Genomic DNA, 17,899 nt, shown 5'->3' on the forward strand with positions numbered 1-17,899 from the left:
TTTAGGAAAGGTTAACGGCGCTGACGAAGATGAATTGACTGTTCCGAAACCGGGTTTCGCGCCGCTCTAATTGGCGTAGCGGGCCGTCAGATCCCGTGAAATCTTCGAGCCTTCCTCGATGTACCGGCGGATCGCAACCGTGGCTGCCGGCGTGCAAGTCCGGTAGGTTTGCTGGAACCCGTTATAGCCGCGGTTGAAGCCCGCGATCATGCGGGTGCGGCGATCGCCCGAAGGGGTTTCGGCATCGATCAGCGCCTGCATTTCATTGCGCCATTTCGGGCCGTCATTGGTGCCGCAAATGCCGCGAAGGTAATGCAAGGTACCGAGGATTTCCGCCAGCCGCTGCAGGTCGCCGTCGAACGGCGCAGCCGCATCCTCGGCCCGCGCAGGGCCGGAAATGCATACCGAGATCAGGATGAGAGCGGCCAGAAAATGCTTTGACATGAATGGGTCCGGGACGGCCGTGATATGCCTTTTCAATGCGCTGGAAGCAAGGCGCAGGGACGCGGGAATGGGCCAGCTTTCAAGCCCCGATCAGGCTCCGGGCGGCCTGGATGACCTCCTCAAGGCCGCCGGTAAGCTTGAGATCGCCGAGCGCGTCCGGTGCCATCCACCTGACATCGTCGAGTTCGTCGTTCAGGAACGGCTCGCCGGAACTCCAGCGCGCGGCGAATGACATGATCAGGTAGTGCCCGCTGCCGGCGGCTCCCGGCAGCACCTCGCGCCATCCGGCGAGGCCGACGATGTCGATTTTGAGCGCGGTTTCTTCGTCGACTTCGCGATGCAGCGCTGAGTGCAGCGATTCGCCGAATTCGACCCGTCCGCCCGGCAGCGAGTAAAAGCCCTTGGCCGGCGATCGCGCACGCCGCACCAGCAGGATCCTGCCGTCACGAAAGATCGCCGCGCTGACGGCAAGTTGGGGATGCCGGGGCTGGACGGGGGACGCCGCTGACATCAGTGGGTCATGACGTAGTCGACGTCGGCCTCGGCGCCGCCATTGATGATCCCGCCGGCCAGCGCCACCAATGGCTTGACCCAGCCGGTGGCCTGCTCGGCCAGCGTGGCGCGGGTCTTGTCCTGCCGGACTTCGCGCATGGCTGCGCTGACGGCAGTCAGAATCGAGGTCATCGCGCTGGTGATATTGTCGAATTCGGCGCGGATCTGGGGGGCGGTGGATTCATAGGCCGAGATCGCGAGGTCGCGCGCCTTGAAATTGGACGCCGTGAAATGCTCGGCATAGGAGAGCGGGTGCCAGAGCAGGAAATCTTCCGCGCAGTCCGGCATGTCCGGAATCATCTCGAGCAGCATGATGGCTTCGTTGAAATGATTCAGATAATCGGTGGCAAGTCCGGTGCGGGGATTGATATTGGCCTCCCGCAACTGGGCGGCGCGCGAATCCTCGGCGCGGCCAGCCTTTCCGGGTGCCGGGCGATTGGACGATGCGGTTTTGCCAGTCGTTGATGTCATCTGCCGCAGTCTTGATGGTTGGGGTTAAAAGGTGCTGAACGGATGCCTACTTGGACCACAGAATGTGCGGACGCTTCGTAATCACCTCGCCACCGGCCGCCCTGCGGCTGATCTTTGGCTATATCGAACAACCCAATTTCCCGCCACGGCATAATGTCGCGCCGACCCAGCCGATACCGGTGGTTATCGTCGAAAATGGCGCCAGGCATTTCCGCCTGATGCGCTGGGGCCTGCTGCCGGCCTGGGTCAAGGACCCCCGTGAATTCAGCCTGCTGATCAATGCGCGCGGGGAAACCGTGCTGGAAAAGCCGGCCTTCAAGAACGCGATGAAGCGGCGGCGCTGCCTGATTCCGGCGGACGGCTATTATGAATGGCAGGGTTCCGAAAAGCGCAAACGGCCTCACTTCATCCATCGCCGCGACGGCAGCCCGATCGGGCTCGCCGGGCTGGCGGAAACCTGGATCGGCCCCAACGGCGAGGAACTCGATACGGTGGCGATCGTCACGGCGCCGGCGGGCGCCGATCTCGCGGTGCTGCATCACCGCGTGCCCGTGACCATCGCGCCTGATGATTTCGAGCGCTGGCTCGATTGCCGCGCCGATGACACGGAAACGGCGATGGCCCTGCTGGCGCCGCCGCAAGAGGGCGAATTCGTCTGGCATGAGGTCTCCACGAGGGTTAACCGCGTCGCCAACGACGATGCGCAACTGGTGCTGCCGATCACGGCTGAGGAGATCGCGGCGGAGGAGCCGAAGCCTGTCAAGAAGGCCGCGGCGCGCAAGGTCGCGCCGGTGACGTCGGACGACAGCGGGCAGGGGTCGTTGTTTTGAAATCTCTCGTCCGTCATGCCCGGCCTTGTGCCACGGCTGTCCGGTTCAATTTTTGTGGACGAAGCGCATGGCATTGATTCTATTCGGTCCTGGACGTCTGCAAGCGATCCGGAACACGAATGGAGATCAACACCATGCGGCATGAGAATAGCGTATTTCATGGACTTCTGAAGCACGTTCCGTGGCATCAGTTCGACAGGCTTGTGGAAGACCATGATGCCGATGCGCGGGTGCGGCGACTTTCGACCAAGAGCCAGTTGGTGGCGTTGCTCTACGGCCAGTTTTCGGGTGCAGCGAGCTTGCGGGAGATCGTGACGGGGCTTTCGAGCCACGCCGTGCGGCTCTACCATGTGGGCGCCGGCCCGGTTCGGCGGTCGACCTTCTCGGATGCGAATGCACAGCGGCCTGCCGCCGTGTTCACCGAGCTGTTGGCGATCATGATGAAGCAGGCCCATCGCAGCCTGCGGCGCAAGCTCGCCGAGACCACCTATTTGATCGATGCCACGAGCGCACGCTTGAACGAGCGCAGCGCCGGCTGGGCTCGGTTCTCGGCCGGGGTCTGCGGGGCCAAAGTACACGTGATTTACGATGCCGACGCCGATCGCCCGATCTATGCCGCAGTCACCACGGCCAAGGTCAACGATATCACCGCGGCCAAGCAAATGCCGATCGAGCCGGGAGCCACCTATGTCTTCGACCTTGGCTATTACGATTATGCCTGGTGGGCTGAACTCGACGCCGTCGGCTGCCGGATCGTCACCCGTTTCAAGTCCAATACTCCGCTCGATCTGGTCGAAGAGCTGGCGGTCACGGCTGGCAGCAACATCCTCTCCGACCGCATCGGTTATCTCCCCGCCCGCCAAGCCAGAAGCCGTCGCAATCCCATCAAGGATGCGGTGCGCGAGGTGAGGGTCGTGACCGAGAGCGGAACCGAGCTCCGCATCTTGTCGAACGACCTCGATGCCAGCGCCCAGGAGATCGCCGATCTCTACCGCAGGCGCTGGGCCATCGAACTGTTCTTCCGCTGGATCAAGCAGACCCTCAAGATCACTCGCTTCGTAGGCACCTCCGAGAATGCCGTACGCATCCAGATCGCCGTTGCGCTCATCGCCTTCTTGCTGCTGCGCCTGGCCCAAGCCGCCCACAAGAATATTCCCAGTCCGATCGTCTTCACCAGACTGATCCGCGCCAACCTCATGCACCGCCGACCCATCGACAACCTGCTCCATCCATCGCCCTCGACCAGCCAAGATCAACGTCAGATGAGCCTCCAGCTATGCTAAATCTAAACCGGACAGCCGTGGCCTTGTGCCGGGCATCCACGTCTTGCTTCCTTGAAGGTGTTAAGACGTGGATGGCCGGGACAAGCCCGGCCATGACGATCTTACATCTGTTCGAAATCCAACTTTCGAAAATCATTCAGCACCGCGTATTGCAGCATCAAGCGGCAACGGCGAGCAATTGTTTCAGTTTCAGCACGGCGCTATCCGGCGTCGTGAGTACCGGCCGACCCGACGCCTCGGCGACCAGCGACGCCGCCGGCGCCATGCTGTATTGCGCCAGCGCAATCAGGTCGCAGTCGCGCAGCTCGCGTGACGCTTCCGCGACCAGGCGATCGTGTTCGGCGCGGTCACCGCGATCCAGTGCCGCAAGTGCGCCGGTCGCCAGTTTTGGCACGATATCGACCGAGCGGGGAAATTCCGCCGGCATCGAAGCCAGGGTCGGCGCGAACGTCGAGAGCAAACCGATCCTGCTGCCCCGCGCGGCGGCCTGCTCGATCATCGCTTCACTGGGCTTGAGCACCGGCATCGGCCCGTGTTCGCGCGCCACGGCCTCGATGCAAGGGCCGAAGGCCGAGCATGTGAAGAGGATCGCGTCGGCGCCGGTAGAGGCCGCGTAACGTCCGAGCGACAGGAAACGATCGGTCATCGCATCGGTGAGGCGCCCATCACGCGCCACATCGGCCGACAGGCTGTCGTCGAGCAAATTCATCAGAGTTGCGTCCGGCCAAAGCCGGGCGAACGAGGCCTCGATCGGCACAATCGAATGTTTCAGGGCGTGGATGAGAGCGATGCGCATTTTTTCAATTAGGCCGCGGCCCGGCGGGCTGTCAATGACCGCCCGCCTTGCGCCATATCACCGAAAAATGTTCAGCGCCGCGTATTGCAGCAGCATGATGGTCTTGGCATCCACGATGCGGCCATCGCCGATCATGGCCAGGGCCTGATCGATCGGCAGTTCCAGCACCTCGATGTCCTCACCCTCCGAGGCGATGCCGCCGCCGCTGCCGACCCGCATGCCAGGTTCATATGCCGCGACAAAGAAGTGCAGTTTTTCGGTGACCGAGCCGGGACTCATGAAGGCTTCGAAAATTTTTCGGATGTCGCCGAGCCGATAACCGGTTTCCTCTTCGGCCTCGGCGCGAATCCGCACTTCCGGAGATGCGTTGTCCAGCAGACCGGCCGCGGCCTCGATCAGGAGATCGTCGTAACCGTTGACGAAAGCCGGATAGCGGAACTGCCTCACCAGCACCACGGTGCGCTGCGCCAGATTGTACGGCAACAGCGTCGCGGCGTTGCCGCGGTCGTAGCTCTCGCGGTGCTGGGTCTGCCACTCGCCATTGCCGCGTCGCCACTCGAAGGTGGTGGTCTTCAGTGTGTAATGATTGTCGGAGAGCACGCGGACGTTCTGGACGCGAATGCGGTCGGAGACGGTCATGTCATGCCTGCTTCTCAGTTACGGCGTCGGTTCTCGTCCGTCGAGCCACTTGGCGAAGACCACGCGCTCCTGGTCGTAATAGCCGAGCGCCTCGTAGAAGGCGTGGACCTTGGTGTTATCTCCCCGGACCATGAGCTGGAGCTTTTCGATGCCGCGCGCGCGGAGCCAATTCTCCGCGGCGGTCATGATCTCGCGACCGTAGCCCTTGTGGCGGTGATCGGGATCGACTGTAACGTAATAGACCCAGCCGCGATGGCCGTCGTGGCCCACCAGCACCGACGCGATGAGGAGGCCGTCATTCCGACCCAGCAGCACCGTTGCGTTGGTCTCCTTGCGCGCCCGCGCGATGTCACCGGCGGGATCGTTCCAGGCGCGCGTCGACCCGCAACGCTGCCACAACGCAATCACGTCGGCGATATCACCGTCTTCAATTGCCGCAATCGATAGCGGAGGGGAGGAGACTGTCACGCCACGCCTACAGCACCTTGCCGGGATTCATGATGCCCAGCGGGTCGAGCATCGCCTTGATCGAGCGCATCAGTTCGATCGCGACTTTGTCCTTCACCCCCGGCAGTTCGTCGCGCTTGAGCACGCCGATGCCGTGCTCGGCCGAGATCGACCCACCCATCCGCAACACGATGTCGAATACCACCGCATTGACCTCGTGCCACCGGCCCAGGAAATCAGCGGCGTCGCCGCCGATCGGCTGGCTGACGTTGTAGTGGATGTTGCCGTCGCCGAGATGCCCGAACGGCACCGGCCGCGCCCCCGGTATCAACTTCACCACGGCCGCGTTGGCCTGTTCGATGAAATCGGGCACCGCGACCACCGGCACCGAAATATCGTGCTTGATCGAGCCGCCCTCCGGCTTCTGCGCCGCGGACATTTCATCGCGCAGCTTCCAGAATGCCGTGCGCTGGCTAAGATTCGCCGCGATCACCGCGTCGTCAACGATACCCTGGTCGAGACCCTGCGTCAGGATCGATTCCAGCGCGGCGCGGGCGTCGTCGCGTGGCGACGACAGTTCCATCAGCACGTACCAGGGATGCTTGCTTTCAAGGGGATCGCGGATATCGATGCCATGACGGACGCTGAAATCGACGGCGATGTCGGACAGCAGCTCAAAACTGGTCAGCGCGCCGGCGGCCTCGTTCTGCGAGATCGAGAGCAGCTTCAGCGCCTGCGCGGGCGATTGAAGGCCGACGAAGGCAGTTTCCACCGCGTGTGGCTTCGGAAACAGCCGCAAGGTCGCCGCGGTAATGATGCCCAGCGTGCCTTCGGCGCCGATGAACAGGTTGCGCAGATCGTAGCCGGTATTGTCCTTCTTCAGCTTCGACAATCCATTGAGAATGCGCCCGTCGGCCAGCACCACTTCCAGCCCGAGCGCCATTTCGCGCGCCACCCCGTAGGCCAGCGCCGTGGTGCCGCCGGCGTTGGTGGAGAGATTGCCGCCGATGGTGCAGCTTCCTTCGGCGCCGAGCGACAGCGGAAACAGCCGGTCGACCTCGGCAGCGCGCTGCTGCGCGATCTGCAGCACCACGCCGGCTTCGCAGGTCATGGTGTTGGAGGCGGTATCGATGTCGCGGATCTTGTCCATCCGCCGCGTCGAAATCACCACCTCGCCATTGTGCGGGGTCTGGCCGCCGACAAGTCCGGTGTTGCCGCCCTGCGGCACCAGCGCGATCCTGTGTTCGGTCGCGAGCCTGCAGATGGCGGATACTTCCGCGGTCGAGCCCGGCCGCAACACCAGCGGCGAGCGGCCGTGAAACAGGTCGCGCTCTTCGGTCAGGTAAGGGGCGATGTCAGCGGCATCGGTGACCGCGTATTTGTCGCCGACGATCTCGCGGAAACGCGCGATCAGTTCGGGCGAAAGCGGCGGCGCTGAGGGCTGGAGGACATTCATTTTTGGTCTCTTACGCCTGACTATTCCCGTCCCATTGCGGCGCGGCGCAGCCGGTCGTTGATGGCTTCGCCCAGCCCGTGATCCGGCACCGGCATCACGGCGATGGCGCGCGCGCCCCTTAGGTCGAGCGCGCGCAGATAGCCGAAAAGATTGGCGGCGGCCTCAGTGAGATCGCCTGACGTGGACAAATTCATCACCACGGTCGCGGCGTCAACCCCCGGCACCGCAGGTGTCCCAAACGCCAGCAGCGCCTCACCGGCCTCGATGTAACCGGCATTGAGCCGTACCGGCGTCCGCGGCGCGTAGTGCGAGGCCAGCATGCCCGGCGCCAACGGCTGGCCGGTCGTGTTCTCCGCCTCGTGCGGTGGCTGGACCAGTGCGCGGCCGAGCACGCGTTCGATCTCCGCGCGCGGCAGGCCGCCGGGGCGCAGCAGCAGCGGAGCGTCGAAGCATCCGACAATGGTGGATTCGACGCCGACCTCGACCGCGCCGCCATCGACGATCAGGTCGATGCGCCCTGCGAGGTCGCTTTGCACGTGAGCGGCGGATGTTGGCGAGACATGGCCGGACAGATTGGCCGAGGGCGCCACCACCGGACCGCCGAACGCACGCAAGATGGCCTGCGCCAAGGGGTGGGCAGGCACCCGGATCGCGATGGTATCGAGCCCCGCCGTGGCGAGTTCGGCCACCCTGCAGTCGGCCGTTTTGGGCAACACCAGCGTCAGCGGCCCCGGCCAGAACGCCTCGGCGAGCGCGATCGCGGTTCGGTCGAAGCGGCCGATCCGCATTCCAGCCCCGAGATCCCGGACATGGGCGATCAGCGGATTGAACGAGGGCCGCCCCTTGGCCTGGTAGAGCCGCGCGATCGCGGCGGGGTCGGTGGCGTCGGCACCGAGGCCATAAACGGTCTCGGTCGGGAACGCGACCAGGCCGCCTTCCGCGAGGCAACGGGCAGCGGTGGCCACGGCGGCCGTGCCGGCGGGCAGAATTGGCGTTTTCAGGCCCACATTCACTGGGTTTGGCATCCCTAATTCGGCTTCTTGCGGAGTGCGAAACCCAAGGCTATAAGCCGCGTTCTTGTCGGAGTGTGGCTCAGCCCGGTAGAGCACTGCGTTCGGGACGCAGGGGTCGCAGGTTCAAATCCTGCCACTCCGACCAGATATCATTAGGTTTTTTGTTCTGATTGTCGGTGGTGGCCAAGTCAACCACAGATTCAACACCAGAAACGTATCGGCTTTTTTGGCCGATCGCCAGAGCCGCACCCTGCAGATGATCTGGGTGGTGGTGCCCATAGGTGTCCTGCAGGACCTCCGGGGACATGCCGAGGAACCCAGCCGCTTCCCAGGTCGGCACCCCGCGCTGCATCAGCCAGGTTGCGGCGGTATGTCGTAGCGTGTGGGGGGTGACCCTGCCCGGGAGGCCGGCAAGCCTAACCGCACTCTGGAAGCCTCTCTTAACCGAGGCGACTGGCTTGCCATTAAATTCGACGAAGCAAGTCGCCATAAGTTTCCGCGCTTTCCATCGCCGCAGATGGGTCAGCAGGCGCGGGGGAATGGGTGCCGGCGTCTGGCGCTTTTTCGTGGCCCGCTTTCCAATCGGCTTCCGATAGAAAATGCCGTGATCTAGATCCACGAAGGACCGACCTGTTTCGGGGTAAGGCGACGCGGCGGCGATCGCCCCGGCCCGTGTTCCCGTATAAAGGCCGATCAGGATAAAGCGCGCCACATGACGCAACGGGCGCTTGTCCGTGAATACTGCCGAGCCTTTCGAAGCGCCCGAATGAATTGTCTGCTTTTCTCGATATCGCCAGCAATGCCAAAGCATCGCTGCAGCCTCTTTGCGCGTCAGCCAACGGTCGCGTGACTCGCCCCTTGGTGGCAACGACACGCGAACCGCCCCGCGATGGAGGCCTTCTTTCGCATGGTGATTGATCGCCGCCCGCAGCGTCTCGAGATCGCGACGCGCGCCGCCCTTATTGCCACGATGTCTGACATACGCTGCGCAGGTCTGGGCATTGACCCCTGACAATGTCTTTCCCCCCCAAAATTCATTTAGCCGGCCGATCCTAGCGCCTATTTCGAATTGATCGCCAGGTTCGCCAACGTCAGAAAAGTAGATTGATAGAACGTCAGCGCAATCAATCTCCTCGATGTCGCGGTGACGCCGCGCCGGTTGATATTTCCGGGCAATGTAGTCAGCTAGGGCTTGCTCTGCTTCTTTGGGCGGCTTTGTTTCAGTCGGGCTTCCAATGCATCCCGTGGCGAAATCGTTTTTGCCGTCTCTGATGATCCAAACGGCTTGGGAAATAAGCTTTCGGCCTTTAAATCGTGCGCGCCGTTTGTAAAGCCTGGCTCCTTTGCTCTGACGCGACATAATTCCCTCATTCGATCGATATTTTCGAGCGTCGTGAAATCCTTGCCAGCAATTCGCTCGGTCACGAGTCTACCACGAAAAGCCTCTCTGCGAAGACCAGAAACGGTCATCGAGCCGTCAGGAAACGCTAGTTGTGCAGCGGTAGCTAGGCGAATAGGTGCATCTCGCGCGACCAACCCAATCTCGACCACTTTAGTCATGGTTCGTCCATGAACTTTGGGCGAGACAACAATATGTTGCGAACTCCTTGGGAGTTAGCAGTTGGACCCATAAGTGGCGTTGTTGAGATCGTTCCCAAATGCCTATTGCGATTTGTGAGTTTGGGCTCATTGTCCGACTTCAAATTCAAAAAACTCGACTCTCTGGTCGCATGACAATCGCTCGAGGGGTAGGAAAAGAATGGCCATAAATTTCTTTAAGCGTTCCTCCTCAGATCGGAAGTGCTTCGCCGAAGACGCTGGCCGCGTATTACAAGCTGTGCCGAATGAGACCCTGAAAGGGAACTAGAATGCCGAGGTCTAAAGGTGATGGATCGAAATCGAGCATACGGGTAAGGCCCGGCACATCTGTGCATCGCATGACTGCAAAAAATTGGAGTGATTTAGAAAAGCATTTTCGAGTGTCTCTGCCGGGAGAGGTTCGAGCCAAAATTGAAGTTGCGAGCGATTGCTACGCAGGCATCGGAAAGCTACATTCCCCAAAGGAGTCGATTAATACAAAGACGGCTATTAAGGCGTTAGACGCTTGGATAAAAGCGAGCGGTCGTTTCCAAATATCGCTCGGAAAAAAATCCTCAGTCGCGAAATTAAGCAGGATCGAAATAATCTCAAACCTTTGCGGCGAGGGGAAAAGGAAGAGCCTGGAGAAAATGTCACCTCTCGGATTCTTTGGGCTCATGTTGGATTTGGCCATGGGCGCGGCATCGACGGCAATTGCCGAAATTCCTGGACGCGAGTTTGGTCCTGAAATTAAGGGTGATATGTGGCTGGTTTGGGTGAGACTTATTGTTGTCGCGGTTAGTCAAGTCGGAGCAAAGACGACAGCGTCAAGTTCTAACCTAGCGAGCGAGTCTTCCTTCGTAGAAGGCGTTTTGTACCTGCAGGCACTGCTTCCTGATTATTGCAAACGATTCAAGACCTATGACTCTGTTGTCAAAGGCGTTCAGTTGGCTCGCAAAAAGTTCGGTCACGCTGACGAATTCGTTCTAATGGGTACTATGATGGGATTGGGATCCGGCGTCATCGACAAAGAGTTGCTTAGTAAGTTAAGCGATCTCAGACACGAACTAGGGGCGGGCAAAACCGGTTATTAAATAATTCCCCAATAACATTCCCGCTATGCTCTTCAATTATTTCCTACCGTTTTGGTGTTGCGTCACCTGCGCAACTTAGCCAACTCGAATAGGAGACAAGAATGACGCTCAAGCTAAATTCCTCGGATGATTGGAATGATGGGGAGCCGGTTGAAGATGGTTCGAATGAGTCTAGGCGCTTGCCCAAGCCCAAAGTGCCGATCGATATCGAAATCAAAAACATAGTGCTAGGAAAGCGTGGTCGTGCCATTGATCATCTTAAAGTCTCGCAGTTCGAAAGGTCAATTGCCGACCAGGGATTCTTACAGCCTATCCATGTTTACGCCCTCAAAAATTCGCTGAAAGGAAAATATGGGCTTGCTGCTGGGCAACATCGTCTGCGCGCACTGATTAATTTGGGCTTCCAAAATGTATCGGCGGTTGTCATTAGTCGGCGGCAAGCGAAAGCCTGGCAGCCGGCGGAAAATCTTTATCGAAAGGAGGTTCGTGGGCTCCAAAGGTCGGAGGATATTGTCAAGTATGCGGCCAATCGTCAAAATCTTCCGGCAGTCGAGGTGACCAGAGCAGGTGGTAAGCAGCCTCACGATCGTGGTTACAAAAAACTCGCGGAGGTAACTGGACTTGATCGGAAGCGGATAGCCGAAGCTTTTCTGCATGTCCAATTGCCTGCTGCCGTAAAGAAATTGGTTTTGTCGCTCCCTAAGTTGAACAATCGCCGGATCCTGAACGCCCTCGCAAAGATGGATAACCAGCGCGCGCAGATAGCGTTTATTAGAGAACGTTCAAAAGTCCCTTCTGCCAATGAGTGTCGGACAGGTATGCGAGCTGCCCTGAAGCGCCAAAAGCAAGATACGAAAAGACGACTAGATGGCTCTGAAAGCCTAGAGGCCGCCTGGAAGGCGTCCGAGGTTCGCGAGATATTTGAATGGCAAATCGAGAGCGTAAAAATCGCCTTCATTGAGAAGTGGCTTCGTAATAAATGAGTAAGAAGGGGGTGCGCCGGTAGCGCACCCCCTTCTTCGTTGTAGTGTAATTGGGTCAAAAGGGTGCGCAGGTTGCGCACCCTTTTTCCTTGTTTCTACCGTCCGATCGACTCCGGATGATCGCAAGAATTCGAAATCAGACGGTGCTCCAAAAACTTGTAAATAGATCGACAATTCAAGCAAAGTGACTTGTTCGTCGGTTGGCCACGAACGGTGCTCTGCCGATATCTGGATCAGTTTTTCATATGGGAGAACTCTGTCCAAATGGATCCATTTTCAGCTGAACTGTCTTTCTGAGCGACGTTCCTTCAATCCAATAACTCATCATCAGTACTTTTGTCGCTTCCGGCGACAATAACCTATGGGAGATCAACTATGGACTACATGCCATACCAAACGCGCCTCAATTACATCGAAGGCTTTGATCGAATGGTGCACGAACGAATTGCCGAGAATTGGCAGCCCTATTTCTTGAACTTTATGTTCAATAATATTCCCGGTAAACGGTCGGCAAAGAAACAGATTATGGTGGATGCGGTCTTTCGCGTTTACGAGACGCTCATCACGAAGGTCGTGCGCAAACCAAAGTCGCCTTCTTGGAAAGAGTATTGTCCTTTCTTTATTGGGTGTCCTGATCTTCCCGTCGCCAAGAGCGACAAGGATCTAGCTCGTAATCTGAATGTGAATGATGGGCTTCATTTCAACGGATGCCTCTTGTTGCCTCCTGAGAATAAATGTCGCCTGAAGGGACATCTTGATGACCACTTTCGTAGCCATCAGGATTTATATTATCGCGATGGATATTCGCTAGATCGTCTTCATGCGACCTATATCCACGAGGGATCCATGGTCGATTACGCGCTGAAGCATTTCAAGCGTGGGAATGTCTCTTATGACGACATACTGATCTTGCCTCGGGTCAGTAGTGAATTGGGCCGGCGCAGTAGGAAGTAGTCACATTCTGGGCTCCGAGCCCGCCCATCCATATTTCAGGCCATTAGTAGGCATTGCTACCGGGCGTATCGAACTGCGTTGGCGGCCAGGAAGCAATTAGACTCAGACTCCTGAATTGATCGTTCGGTTGCAGCTGTTTCTGGTGTCGAGATCACACCCGGTCTCTCTGGATGAAATTATCGATCCACTTTGACTGACCAACTCCTGCGCCCGAGCATTCAAATCTCGAGATATGATCATTCATATTTTTACGTCCCGACGAGTGTTGCTAACCCCGAGGCCGACCGAACTGAACTTGTAAAGTAGCAAGCATGCATGAATGCGATCCCGTAGCAATATGATGGAGATAGGTAAATGACACTTCAGAATAATGATTCATCTAACAATTCCGTCTCATCCCACAGCGACCAGAAATATATCGAATCTAAGCTCGGAGATCCAAGCTATCAAATCCTGGATCTTCTGGACAATATGTGGTGCGGGTGTATGGCGAGATATGATGGTGCGTATAACGAAAGCCAGGACATTCCAAAACGGGAGCTTTGGCGGTTAGCAAAAATCCTGCAGCAAATGGAGGAGAATGTAACCATCGTTCGTTCTGAATTTGAGCGCCGCCTAAAGGGCGGCTCGCGGTAAGTAACGTTTCCAAGGGGGCACTTAGCCGCCTTGGATACTCTAGATATGAGCGCGTTCCTCTGATGGAACGACTCTAGATCAAATTGTCGATCCTCCGTGATCGATCAACTCCTGCTTCTGAGCAGTCAAATCGCTGGATAGGCCTAAAACAGTCTTTTTTCTTTTTGGCATGATATTGGCCAGTGTTCGTGAGCAGTCTTGTATAGCTGGATACGGCAGCGCAACCTCCGCCGCTTTGTCACTAATTTCGGACAGAACAACGGAGATTCCGATGAAACTACCACGTATGAGTTCTCTTCACGACCGACAGGGCAAAGTCAGACTCTGGCACGACCCGTTTAATGGTCACTTGATTGATCTGCGTGGCTATCCACTCGCGACGGTCGAGGGGGATCGGATACTCGATTTTTGGTGCCGACACGTTGCCTATTGGAAAAACGCGGTCATTGATATTGATGATACCGTCTTGCTGAAGCGCGGTCACCGTACCGACGTTCCTAAGCTGATGCTTGCGCCGGTGCTGCGCCCCCCCGAAACGCCGTGGCCCGCGCTGACCACGCCCTGGGGTGTAGATATCGCCTTTATTGAGGCTCTGCGGTTTGCAACTGCCGACCGTTTTCGGATTGGCAATCGGTTTGCTACGGAGCAACGCTAATAACGGTAGGGTTTAATTGACTTTCGAGATCTATGCGGCAGATCAGTCATCCGCTCCCGGCAGGCTCTTGCAGCTAGCACGAATCTCGCCAACCGTTTGGCTACCTTTCATCATAACCTCAGAGTATGTTCCGGACAGTTGAATGCTGTCGCCTCCCGGCTTGCCAACGAGCCTCTCCGTGCGTAGTTAGCCCCGGCAAAAAACGGCTATTGGTGCCGTCCCATGAAGGCGAATTGACCGGGGCCACCCGTGTCATGCCCCTGACGAAAGATCGACGTTGTCGAGCTTATGGCTCTTGCGGAAGCCACCGGTTTTGACCCGAGAGATGCCATCAAAAGATTGCTAGTGACGAAGGCTGATTGACCGATCCCTCAGTACTCTCCCGCCAGCATAAGCGTGATAATCCGCTCCGTGACGCTTGGGTCGGCTGGATTCGTCGAATGCGATTTCAAATCCTTGGAATAATAGTCGATCTTAAACATCACGCGATTTCCGTCGAAGTCGAAGACTCCAAAGTCGTGCTCCCCGTATGGATCGTTGGCCGTGCTGAAATCGTCAAAGACCGCAATCGTCTGTACAAGTCGGTTGACGGCTTGCGGCCCTAACGCCGCGATACCGGGTGTAATGACGGCACTGCCAGCGAGCAGATGCTGTCGTAGTTCGTCATTGAGCGCACGAATCCGTTCCCTGTTCTGAGACATGGCTATTCCCTTTAAATTTTGAGGATTGAAGCTTGTTTTGAAAAGAAGTGGCCCGGGTTTTCAACCGGGCCACCGAGATTGAGCTAGACGCCGGGATGAATTAGGGCGACTGAATACAGGTGTCGAAAGAAGGTGGGGTATTTCGGATAGTCACGTGCCCGCAAGGTCAGCTGTTCGTTTTTTCGGTCAATCACAATGGCTGGGTACCACTCCGATGGGGAACTCTCCTCGATTAAAACCAGGTGACCGGGCGCGATAGAATCCCAATCCTTCGGCAGAGCCGAGGCCATAGCGGCTTTTGCGTTAGCCAGGGATTTTTGCAGCGCAGTACCGGTGGGCTCTTCTGTGGCCGGTTTGGCGCTCACGGCGACGATCAGCTGATCATAAAGTTGTTGCTTAATGTAGGGGATCAGCGCCTTGCCTTTACCGTGAATGCGCCCGGCGGGAAGCTTCGTCAGAATTTCCTCAGCATGGGGAGCCACGATCTCCTCTATGCGCATTTTCGTGGAGGCGGCCGCTTCTTTGGCTGCCTCGGCCTGGCTTTGTGGAAACCGCCCAGCTTGAGGCTTTCCGGATTGATCCAGTCCAAAGATCACGAACTGACTTTTGATGGTGGTAGTTGATGGATTGGTTTTCATTGGTCTCTCCAAAAGAAGAGGGGCCCGTTTTAAGCGGGCCCCCAAGGGTTAGTCTGGTGAATGCAGTTTTTATTTCCGGTCATCTGTATCACGAGTACTCGACAACTTCCTGCATTCCTCCAGCTTCACGAATGAGAGCGTTTGCCCTCGCACCGATCTTAGCCTAATGATATCAATATGTTAACAAGTTTAATAGTTCAGTAACGCGAGAAATACTCGAAAATCCGAAGTTTTTACTTACTTCTCAGCGGAATTTTACTGCATATGCCGTGAATTACACAGTATATCTGTTCGCAAGACCTTGAATCATCAATATTGTTGCCGTTGCAGATGTTCTGTCGATCGGCGGCGCAGTATTGCCAAAGGGCATGCTGAATCAATCTCGGGAAGTTTGCCGGATAAGTCGCGTTGAAGCGACGCGCGTCGATTCGAGATGAGGCTTGCCGCAGAATATCTGCGCAGCCGCCGGGCTGATAGCAGCCAGCGCCGTAAGCGTGAGCTGCGCCGAAGTTCTGCAGGATGCCGGTACGGTGCATGAAATTATGGACCAGCGTATCGACAGCGATTAGCTGAGTGCCGACTTCAAACCAATGGGGTCGAAGTTTAGGAGCCGCCATCAGAACTTCCGAAAGCGTCATTGTTAGGACCTTGTCGGAAACTCCAAAGATCTGGCGCATCGGCCCGACCAAAGCTTCCGGCTGCAACCGACTCCTGTCTGGGTCCGTGGAGGGGATGCTCGATAACTGATTGTCTATCCATTTTGGCAGATTGCGCCGTGCTACGTCCCGGACGAAAAAGTAAAGGCTGTAGGCCGTCTGATTTAGGCGACCGTTCCGTAGCCGGTGCGTCGCGACACAGCAGGTGTCGCGGTGTTCAGGCTCAGAACAGCATCCGCTGGTTTTGTCGTATCGGCAATTCTCGTAAGTCCAATAACTCTGCAATTTCGGGCAGGGCGGTGTTTGGCCCAACAGGCATTCGATCTGCTGCCACGTCACACGGCCATGAGTGTCCATGTAGGATGCCGCAACCGCATTGGAGATACCTTGGTAACTGAAGCTGTCCATCATCCAATCGAACAACGCGGGCGTGTCGCCATTTTTGACCGACTTGGCCAAATTGGACGGGTCAGGGTCCGACTGTATGTCTTCGACGAAGGTGAGGGATGCACTGACGCAGCAAACAGGATCAATCAACGAGACTGCATAATCGAGGGCCTCTTGGTGGCTCGATGATCCATAGAAACGCGAAGAACGCCCCGACGTATTTCTGGTTAAATGAGAGATACGAGCCTCCTTTGGGCGTCGCTATCACCGTCAATGTAGCGTTGGGTGGTTTGGATTGATCGGTGACCAGCCAGAAGCTGAACGTCCCGCAAGGATCCGCCTGCTTTGTGGACGAGACGAGCAGCTCGCGTGATGAATGTCCGGCGACCTGAATGGGACGAACATCCGTCAAGTCCAAGCGTTCGATAGGCTCGCGCAAACCAAACCACGATACTCAAGGGCGTCATTGCTCCGCCTCGTTCGGATTTGACGACATTCCCCGAAATCGATGACTTGTCCTTCAAAGCCGCTAGAGCTCTCCGGAGATCGGCATGAATTGGAATATGCCTGCCATGGCCCATTTTTGCCGCATGATCGCGTAGCTCAATGACCATTCCGATCTCGCGCCCGGGTGTGAGTACCATCTCCCACGTCAAGTTTGCTATTTCCGCTGCGCGCAAGCCTGCCTTGATCGACAGCAAAATAAGTACGCGATTACGAACTGGATGGCGGGTGGTGTCGGCGAAAAACAATAATTCGTCGATGTGTGCGGCAGAAAGAATCTTGGCCTGTTTGCCCGACATCTCAGCGATTCAAATATTAGTCGCGTAGATTCTAGATCGGTTTCTAGGCGAAGCAACTGGATAATTTCAGCGAAATCAACTGTATAGGTTTGTATCAAAAGCTTATCAGTCGCCAAGGAACGATTTTCGGCGGGCGACCGCATTGTTAGATATGCGCATTCCTAACAGACCTTATCAGTTTTGCTGGACGCAATTCATCGCCGCGGCGTTGAACCCCAGCTTAAGGCGCGATTTCAACTGCAGTCTTCCGGGAATTTGGCGCCGACTTCCATCATGTAAAGTAATTAGCGGCCGCAAAGCGCTGCGAGTTTACTCTAGTCTAAGGCGACTTGCCGCGACTAACGGCCGTTTCCAGCCGCGCCGGGGTTGCCATCGTGGGCGATCTCTAATTCGCCGTGTTACCGATTTTGGTCGGTGACTTTTTCGCCGCGGGAGTCTTTGCTGTGGCCTTGGGCGCGTCAGTGCTGCGCGCGTTGCCCCACGGGTCAGCAGGAGTTTTGGCGTCTGGAATCTTTTTCAGCGAATCCTTGTAGGCCTTGTCGGTGGCTTGTTCCTTTTCGATCTGATCGGGTGTCTTTGCGTCCATCATTTCCTCAAGGGTCTTAGGGGTTTTGCCTTGGGCGTAGGCCGGCCCGGCCAGCATTGCGATCATAGCCGCGGCGCAGATAACTCTCATGCGAATACTCCCCTCGATGCTTCCTGAGTTTTCCAATCAGCCAGTAGCGTGTTGCCTCGGCGCCCGACGGCATGTGCCATTGAAGCGCGGCCTAAGCCGCTAGGCAATCGCCATCCGGACGATGAGAGGTGAGGGCGCCGGTTCACGCCGGCGGCTTTTTCTATTGCGACTCTCTTGGTCTCGATCAATATCGCCGTTGTTGATCGC

Annotated in this window: 21 protein-coding genes, 1 tRNA gene and 1 pseudogene; 8 read left to right on the forward strand and 15 right to left on the reverse strand. The window is 57.3% G+C overall.

The window, feature by feature from the left end:
- Positions 1-66 precede the first annotated feature (66 nt).
- From B5527_RS07405 to B5527_RS07415, 3 genes are all read right to left on the reverse strand, one after another.
- The gene (locus B5527_RS07405; protein ID WP_079600715.1) at positions 67-444 is read right to left on the reverse strand and encodes a TIGR02301 family protein; all 378 of its coding nucleotides are present in this window, start codon (positions 442-444) and stop codon (positions 67-69) included.
- A gap of 79 nt (positions 445-523) precedes the next feature.
- Entirely contained in the window at positions 524-955 is a 432-nt protein-coding gene (locus B5527_RS07410) for an NUDIX hydrolase (protein WP_079600716.1), read from the reverse strand.
- The gene (locus tag B5527_RS07415; RefSeq protein ID WP_079600717.1) at positions 955-1,467 is read right to left on the reverse strand and encodes a hypothetical protein; all 513 of its coding nucleotides are present in this window, start codon (positions 1,465-1,467) and stop codon (positions 955-957) included. The genes B5527_RS07410 and B5527_RS07415 overlap by 1 nt, the downstream gene beginning before the upstream one ends.
- A gap of 62 nt (positions 1,468-1,529) precedes the next feature.
- On the opposite strand from B5527_RS07415, the gene B5527_RS07420 reads away from it, so the two are divergent.
- Both B5527_RS07420 and B5527_RS07425 read left to right on the forward strand, forming a co-directional pair.
- The gene (locus B5527_RS07420) at positions 1,530-2,297 is read left to right on the forward strand and encodes an SOS response-associated peptidase (RefSeq protein WP_079600718.1); all 768 of its coding nucleotides are present in this window, start codon (positions 1,530-1,532) and stop codon (positions 2,295-2,297) included.
- Positions 2,298-2,431: 134 nt separating this feature from the next.
- Positions 2,432-3,580, forward strand: a complete 1,149-nt coding sequence (locus B5527_RS07425) for an IS4 family transposase (RefSeq protein WP_079607136.1) — start codon at positions 2,432-2,434, stop codon at positions 3,578-3,580.
- 157 nt (positions 3,581-3,737) lie between these two features.
- On the opposite strand, the gene B5527_RS07430 is transcribed toward B5527_RS07425, so the two are convergent.
- From B5527_RS07430 to B5527_RS07450, 5 genes are read right to left on the reverse strand one after another with little or no spacing between them, the layout of a single operon-like run.
- Positions 3,738-4,376: an aspartate/glutamate racemase family protein gene (locus B5527_RS07430; protein WP_079600719.1), complete on the reverse strand. Its 639-nt coding sequence runs from the start codon at positions 4,374-4,376 to the stop codon at positions 3,738-3,740.
- A 57-nt stretch (positions 4,377-4,433) separates the two neighbouring features.
- Positions 4,434-5,015 carry a GDP-mannose pyrophosphatase gene (locus B5527_RS07435; protein ID WP_079600720.1) on the reverse strand — a complete coding sequence of 194 codons (582 nt, stop codon included), beginning with the start codon at positions 5,013-5,015 and terminating at the stop codon, positions 4,434-4,436.
- Positions 5,016-5,033: 18 nt separating this feature from the next.
- Positions 5,034-5,483 carry a GNAT family acetyltransferase gene (locus B5527_RS07440; RefSeq protein WP_079600721.1) on the reverse strand — a complete coding sequence of 150 codons (450 nt, stop codon included), beginning with the start codon at positions 5,481-5,483 and terminating at the stop codon, positions 5,034-5,036.
- 7 nt (positions 5,484-5,490) lie between these two features.
- Positions 5,491-6,918, reverse strand: a complete 1,428-nt coding sequence (locus B5527_RS07445) for an FAD-binding oxidoreductase (RefSeq protein ID WP_079600722.1) — start codon at positions 6,916-6,918, stop codon at positions 5,491-5,493.
- 20 nt (positions 6,919-6,938) lie between these two features.
- Entirely contained in the window at positions 6,939-7,931 is a 993-nt protein-coding gene (locus B5527_RS07450) for an L-threonylcarbamoyladenylate synthase (protein ID WP_154072842.1), read from the reverse strand.
- A gap of 68 nt (positions 7,932-7,999) precedes the next feature.
- Between B5527_RS07450 and B5527_RS07455 the strand changes: the two genes are divergently transcribed.
- A tRNA-Pro gene (locus tag B5527_RS07455) sits at positions 8,000-8,076 on the forward strand.
- 168 nt (positions 8,077-8,244) lie between these two features.
- Here B5527_RS07455 and B5527_RS47330 read toward each other — a convergent pair.
- Positions 8,245-8,742, reverse strand: a pseudogene (locus tag B5527_RS47330) (tyrosine-type recombinase/integrase); the annotation flags it as partial.
- Positions 8,743-9,116: 374 nt separating this feature from the next.
- Positions 9,117-9,491: an excisionase gene (locus tag B5527_RS46140; protein WP_245332527.1), complete on the reverse strand. Its 375-nt coding sequence runs from the start codon at positions 9,489-9,491 to the stop codon at positions 9,117-9,119.
- 377 nt (positions 9,492-9,868) lie between these two features.
- On the opposite strand from B5527_RS46140, the gene B5527_RS07465 reads away from it, so the two are divergent.
- The 5 genes from B5527_RS07465 to B5527_RS07485 all read left to right on the forward strand — a co-directional run bounded on the left by B5527_RS07465 (position 9,869) and on the right by B5527_RS07485 (position 13,831).
- On the forward strand, positions 9,869-10,603 hold the full coding sequence (locus B5527_RS07465; RefSeq protein WP_154072068.1) for a hypothetical protein: 735 nt from the start codon (positions 9,869-9,871) through the stop codon (positions 10,601-10,603).
- Between the two features lie 101 nt (positions 10,604-10,704).
- On the forward strand, positions 10,705-11,586 hold the full coding sequence (locus B5527_RS07470) for a ParB/RepB/Spo0J family partition protein (RefSeq protein ID WP_079600725.1): 882 nt from the start codon (positions 10,705-10,707) through the stop codon (positions 11,584-11,586).
- 375 nt (positions 11,587-11,961) lie between these two features.
- Entirely contained in the window at positions 11,962-12,540 is a 579-nt protein-coding gene (locus B5527_RS07475) for a hypothetical protein (protein WP_079600726.1), read from the forward strand.
- Positions 12,541-12,894: 354 nt separating this feature from the next.
- Positions 12,895-13,176 (forward strand): hypothetical protein, encoded by a 282-nt coding sequence (locus B5527_RS07480; protein ID WP_079600727.1) that lies wholly within the window; start codon positions 12,895-12,897, stop codon positions 13,174-13,176.
- Between the two features lie 271 nt (positions 13,177-13,447).
- Positions 13,448-13,831, forward strand: a complete 384-nt coding sequence (locus tag B5527_RS07485) for a hypothetical protein (protein WP_079600728.1) — start codon at positions 13,448-13,450, stop codon at positions 13,829-13,831.
- A 371-nt stretch (positions 13,832-14,202) separates the two neighbouring features.
- Here the strand turns inward: B5527_RS07485 and B5527_RS07490 are convergent, their stop codons facing one another.
- From B5527_RS07490 to B5527_RS07510, 5 genes are all read right to left on the reverse strand, one after another.
- Positions 14,203-14,532: a DUF3768 domain-containing protein gene (locus B5527_RS07490; protein ID WP_079600729.1), complete on the reverse strand. Its 330-nt coding sequence runs from the start codon at positions 14,530-14,532 to the stop codon at positions 14,203-14,205.
- A gap of 83 nt (positions 14,533-14,615) precedes the next feature.
- Positions 14,616-15,170: a hypothetical protein gene (locus B5527_RS07495; protein WP_079600730.1), complete on the reverse strand. Its 555-nt coding sequence runs from the start codon at positions 15,168-15,170 to the stop codon at positions 14,616-14,618.
- A 233-nt stretch (positions 15,171-15,403) separates the two neighbouring features.
- Positions 15,404-16,363: a hypothetical protein gene (locus tag B5527_RS46145; protein ID WP_245332528.1), complete on the reverse strand. Its 960-nt coding sequence runs from the start codon at positions 16,361-16,363 to the stop codon at positions 15,404-15,406.
- 77 nt (positions 16,364-16,440) lie between these two features.
- Complete coding sequence (locus B5527_RS07505) at positions 16,441-17,016, reverse strand: tyrosine-type recombinase/integrase (RefSeq protein ID WP_079600731.1); 576 nt, start codon at positions 17,014-17,016, stop codon at positions 16,441-16,443.
- A gap of 385 nt (positions 17,017-17,401) precedes the next feature.
- A complete protein-coding gene (locus B5527_RS07510; protein WP_245332529.1) occupies positions 17,402-17,668 on the reverse strand; it encodes a hypothetical protein in 267 nt (88 codons plus the stop codon).
- Positions 17,669-17,899: the final 231 nt, after the last annotated feature.

It is taken from the genome of Bradyrhizobium erythrophlei, from assembly GCF_900129425.1.
Lineage (GTDB): Bacteria > Pseudomonadota > Alphaproteobacteria > Rhizobiales > Xanthobacteraceae > Bradyrhizobium > Bradyrhizobium erythrophlei_C.

Bases quoted from the DNA above. Each gene is read 5' to 3' on its own strand.
- B5527_RS07405 (WP_079600715.1), bottom strand. From the start codon at position 444: ATGTCAAAGCATTTTCTGGCCGCTCTCATCCTGATCTCGGTATGCATT.
- B5527_RS07410 (WP_079600716.1), bottom strand. From the start codon at position 955: ATGTCAGCGGCGTCCCCCGTCCAGCCCCGGCATCCCCAACTTGCCGTC.
- B5527_RS07415 (WP_079600717.1), bottom strand. From the start codon at position 1,467: ATGACATCAACGACTGGCAAAACCGCATCGTCCAATCGCCCGGCACCC.
- B5527_RS07420 (WP_079600718.1), top strand. From the start codon at position 1,530: ATGTGCGGACGCTTCGTAATCACCTCGCCACCGGCCGCCCTGCGGCTG.
- B5527_RS07425 (WP_079607136.1), top strand. From the start codon at position 2,432: ATGCGGCATGAGAATAGCGTATTTCATGGACTTCTGAAGCACGTTCCG.
- B5527_RS07430 (WP_079600719.1), bottom strand. From the start codon at position 4,376: ATGCGCATCGCTCTCATCCACGCCCTGAAACATTCGATTGTGCCGATC.
- B5527_RS07435 (WP_079600720.1), bottom strand. From the start codon at position 5,015: ATGACCGTCTCCGACCGCATTCGCGTCCAGAACGTCCGCGTGCTCTCC.
- B5527_RS07445 (WP_079600722.1), bottom strand. From the start codon at position 6,918: ATGAATGTCCTCCAGCCCTCAGCGCCGCCGCTTTCGCCCGAACTGATC.
- B5527_RS46140 (WP_245332527.1), bottom strand. From the start codon at position 9,491: ATGACTAAAGTGGTCGAGATTGGGTTGGTCGCGCGAGATGCACCTATT.
- B5527_RS07465 (WP_154072068.1), top strand. From the start codon at position 9,869: ATGACTGCAAAAAATTGGAGTGATTTAGAAAAGCATTTTCGAGTGTCT.
- B5527_RS07470 (WP_079600725.1), top strand. From the start codon at position 10,705: ATGACGCTCAAGCTAAATTCCTCGGATGATTGGAATGATGGGGAGCCG.
- B5527_RS07475 (WP_079600726.1), top strand. From the start codon at position 11,962: ATGGACTACATGCCATACCAAACGCGCCTCAATTACATCGAAGGCTTT.
- B5527_RS07480 (WP_079600727.1), top strand. From the start codon at position 12,895: ATGACACTTCAGAATAATGATTCATCTAACAATTCCGTCTCATCCCAC.
- B5527_RS07485 (WP_079600728.1), top strand. From the start codon at position 13,448: ATGAAACTACCACGTATGAGTTCTCTTCACGACCGACAGGGCAAAGTC.
- B5527_RS07490 (WP_079600729.1), bottom strand. From the start codon at position 14,532: ATGTCTCAGAACAGGGAACGGATTCGTGCGCTCAATGACGAACTACGA.
- B5527_RS07495 (WP_079600730.1), bottom strand. From the start codon at position 15,170: ATGAAAACCAATCCATCAACTACCACCATCAAAAGTCAGTTCGTGATC.
- B5527_RS07505 (WP_079600731.1), bottom strand. From the start codon at position 17,016: ATGTCGGGCAAACAGGCCAAGATTCTTTCTGCCGCACACATCGACGAA.
- B5527_RS07510 (WP_245332529.1), bottom strand. From the start codon at position 17,668: ATGATCGCAATGCTGGCCGGGCCGGCCTACGCCCAAGGCAAAACCCCT.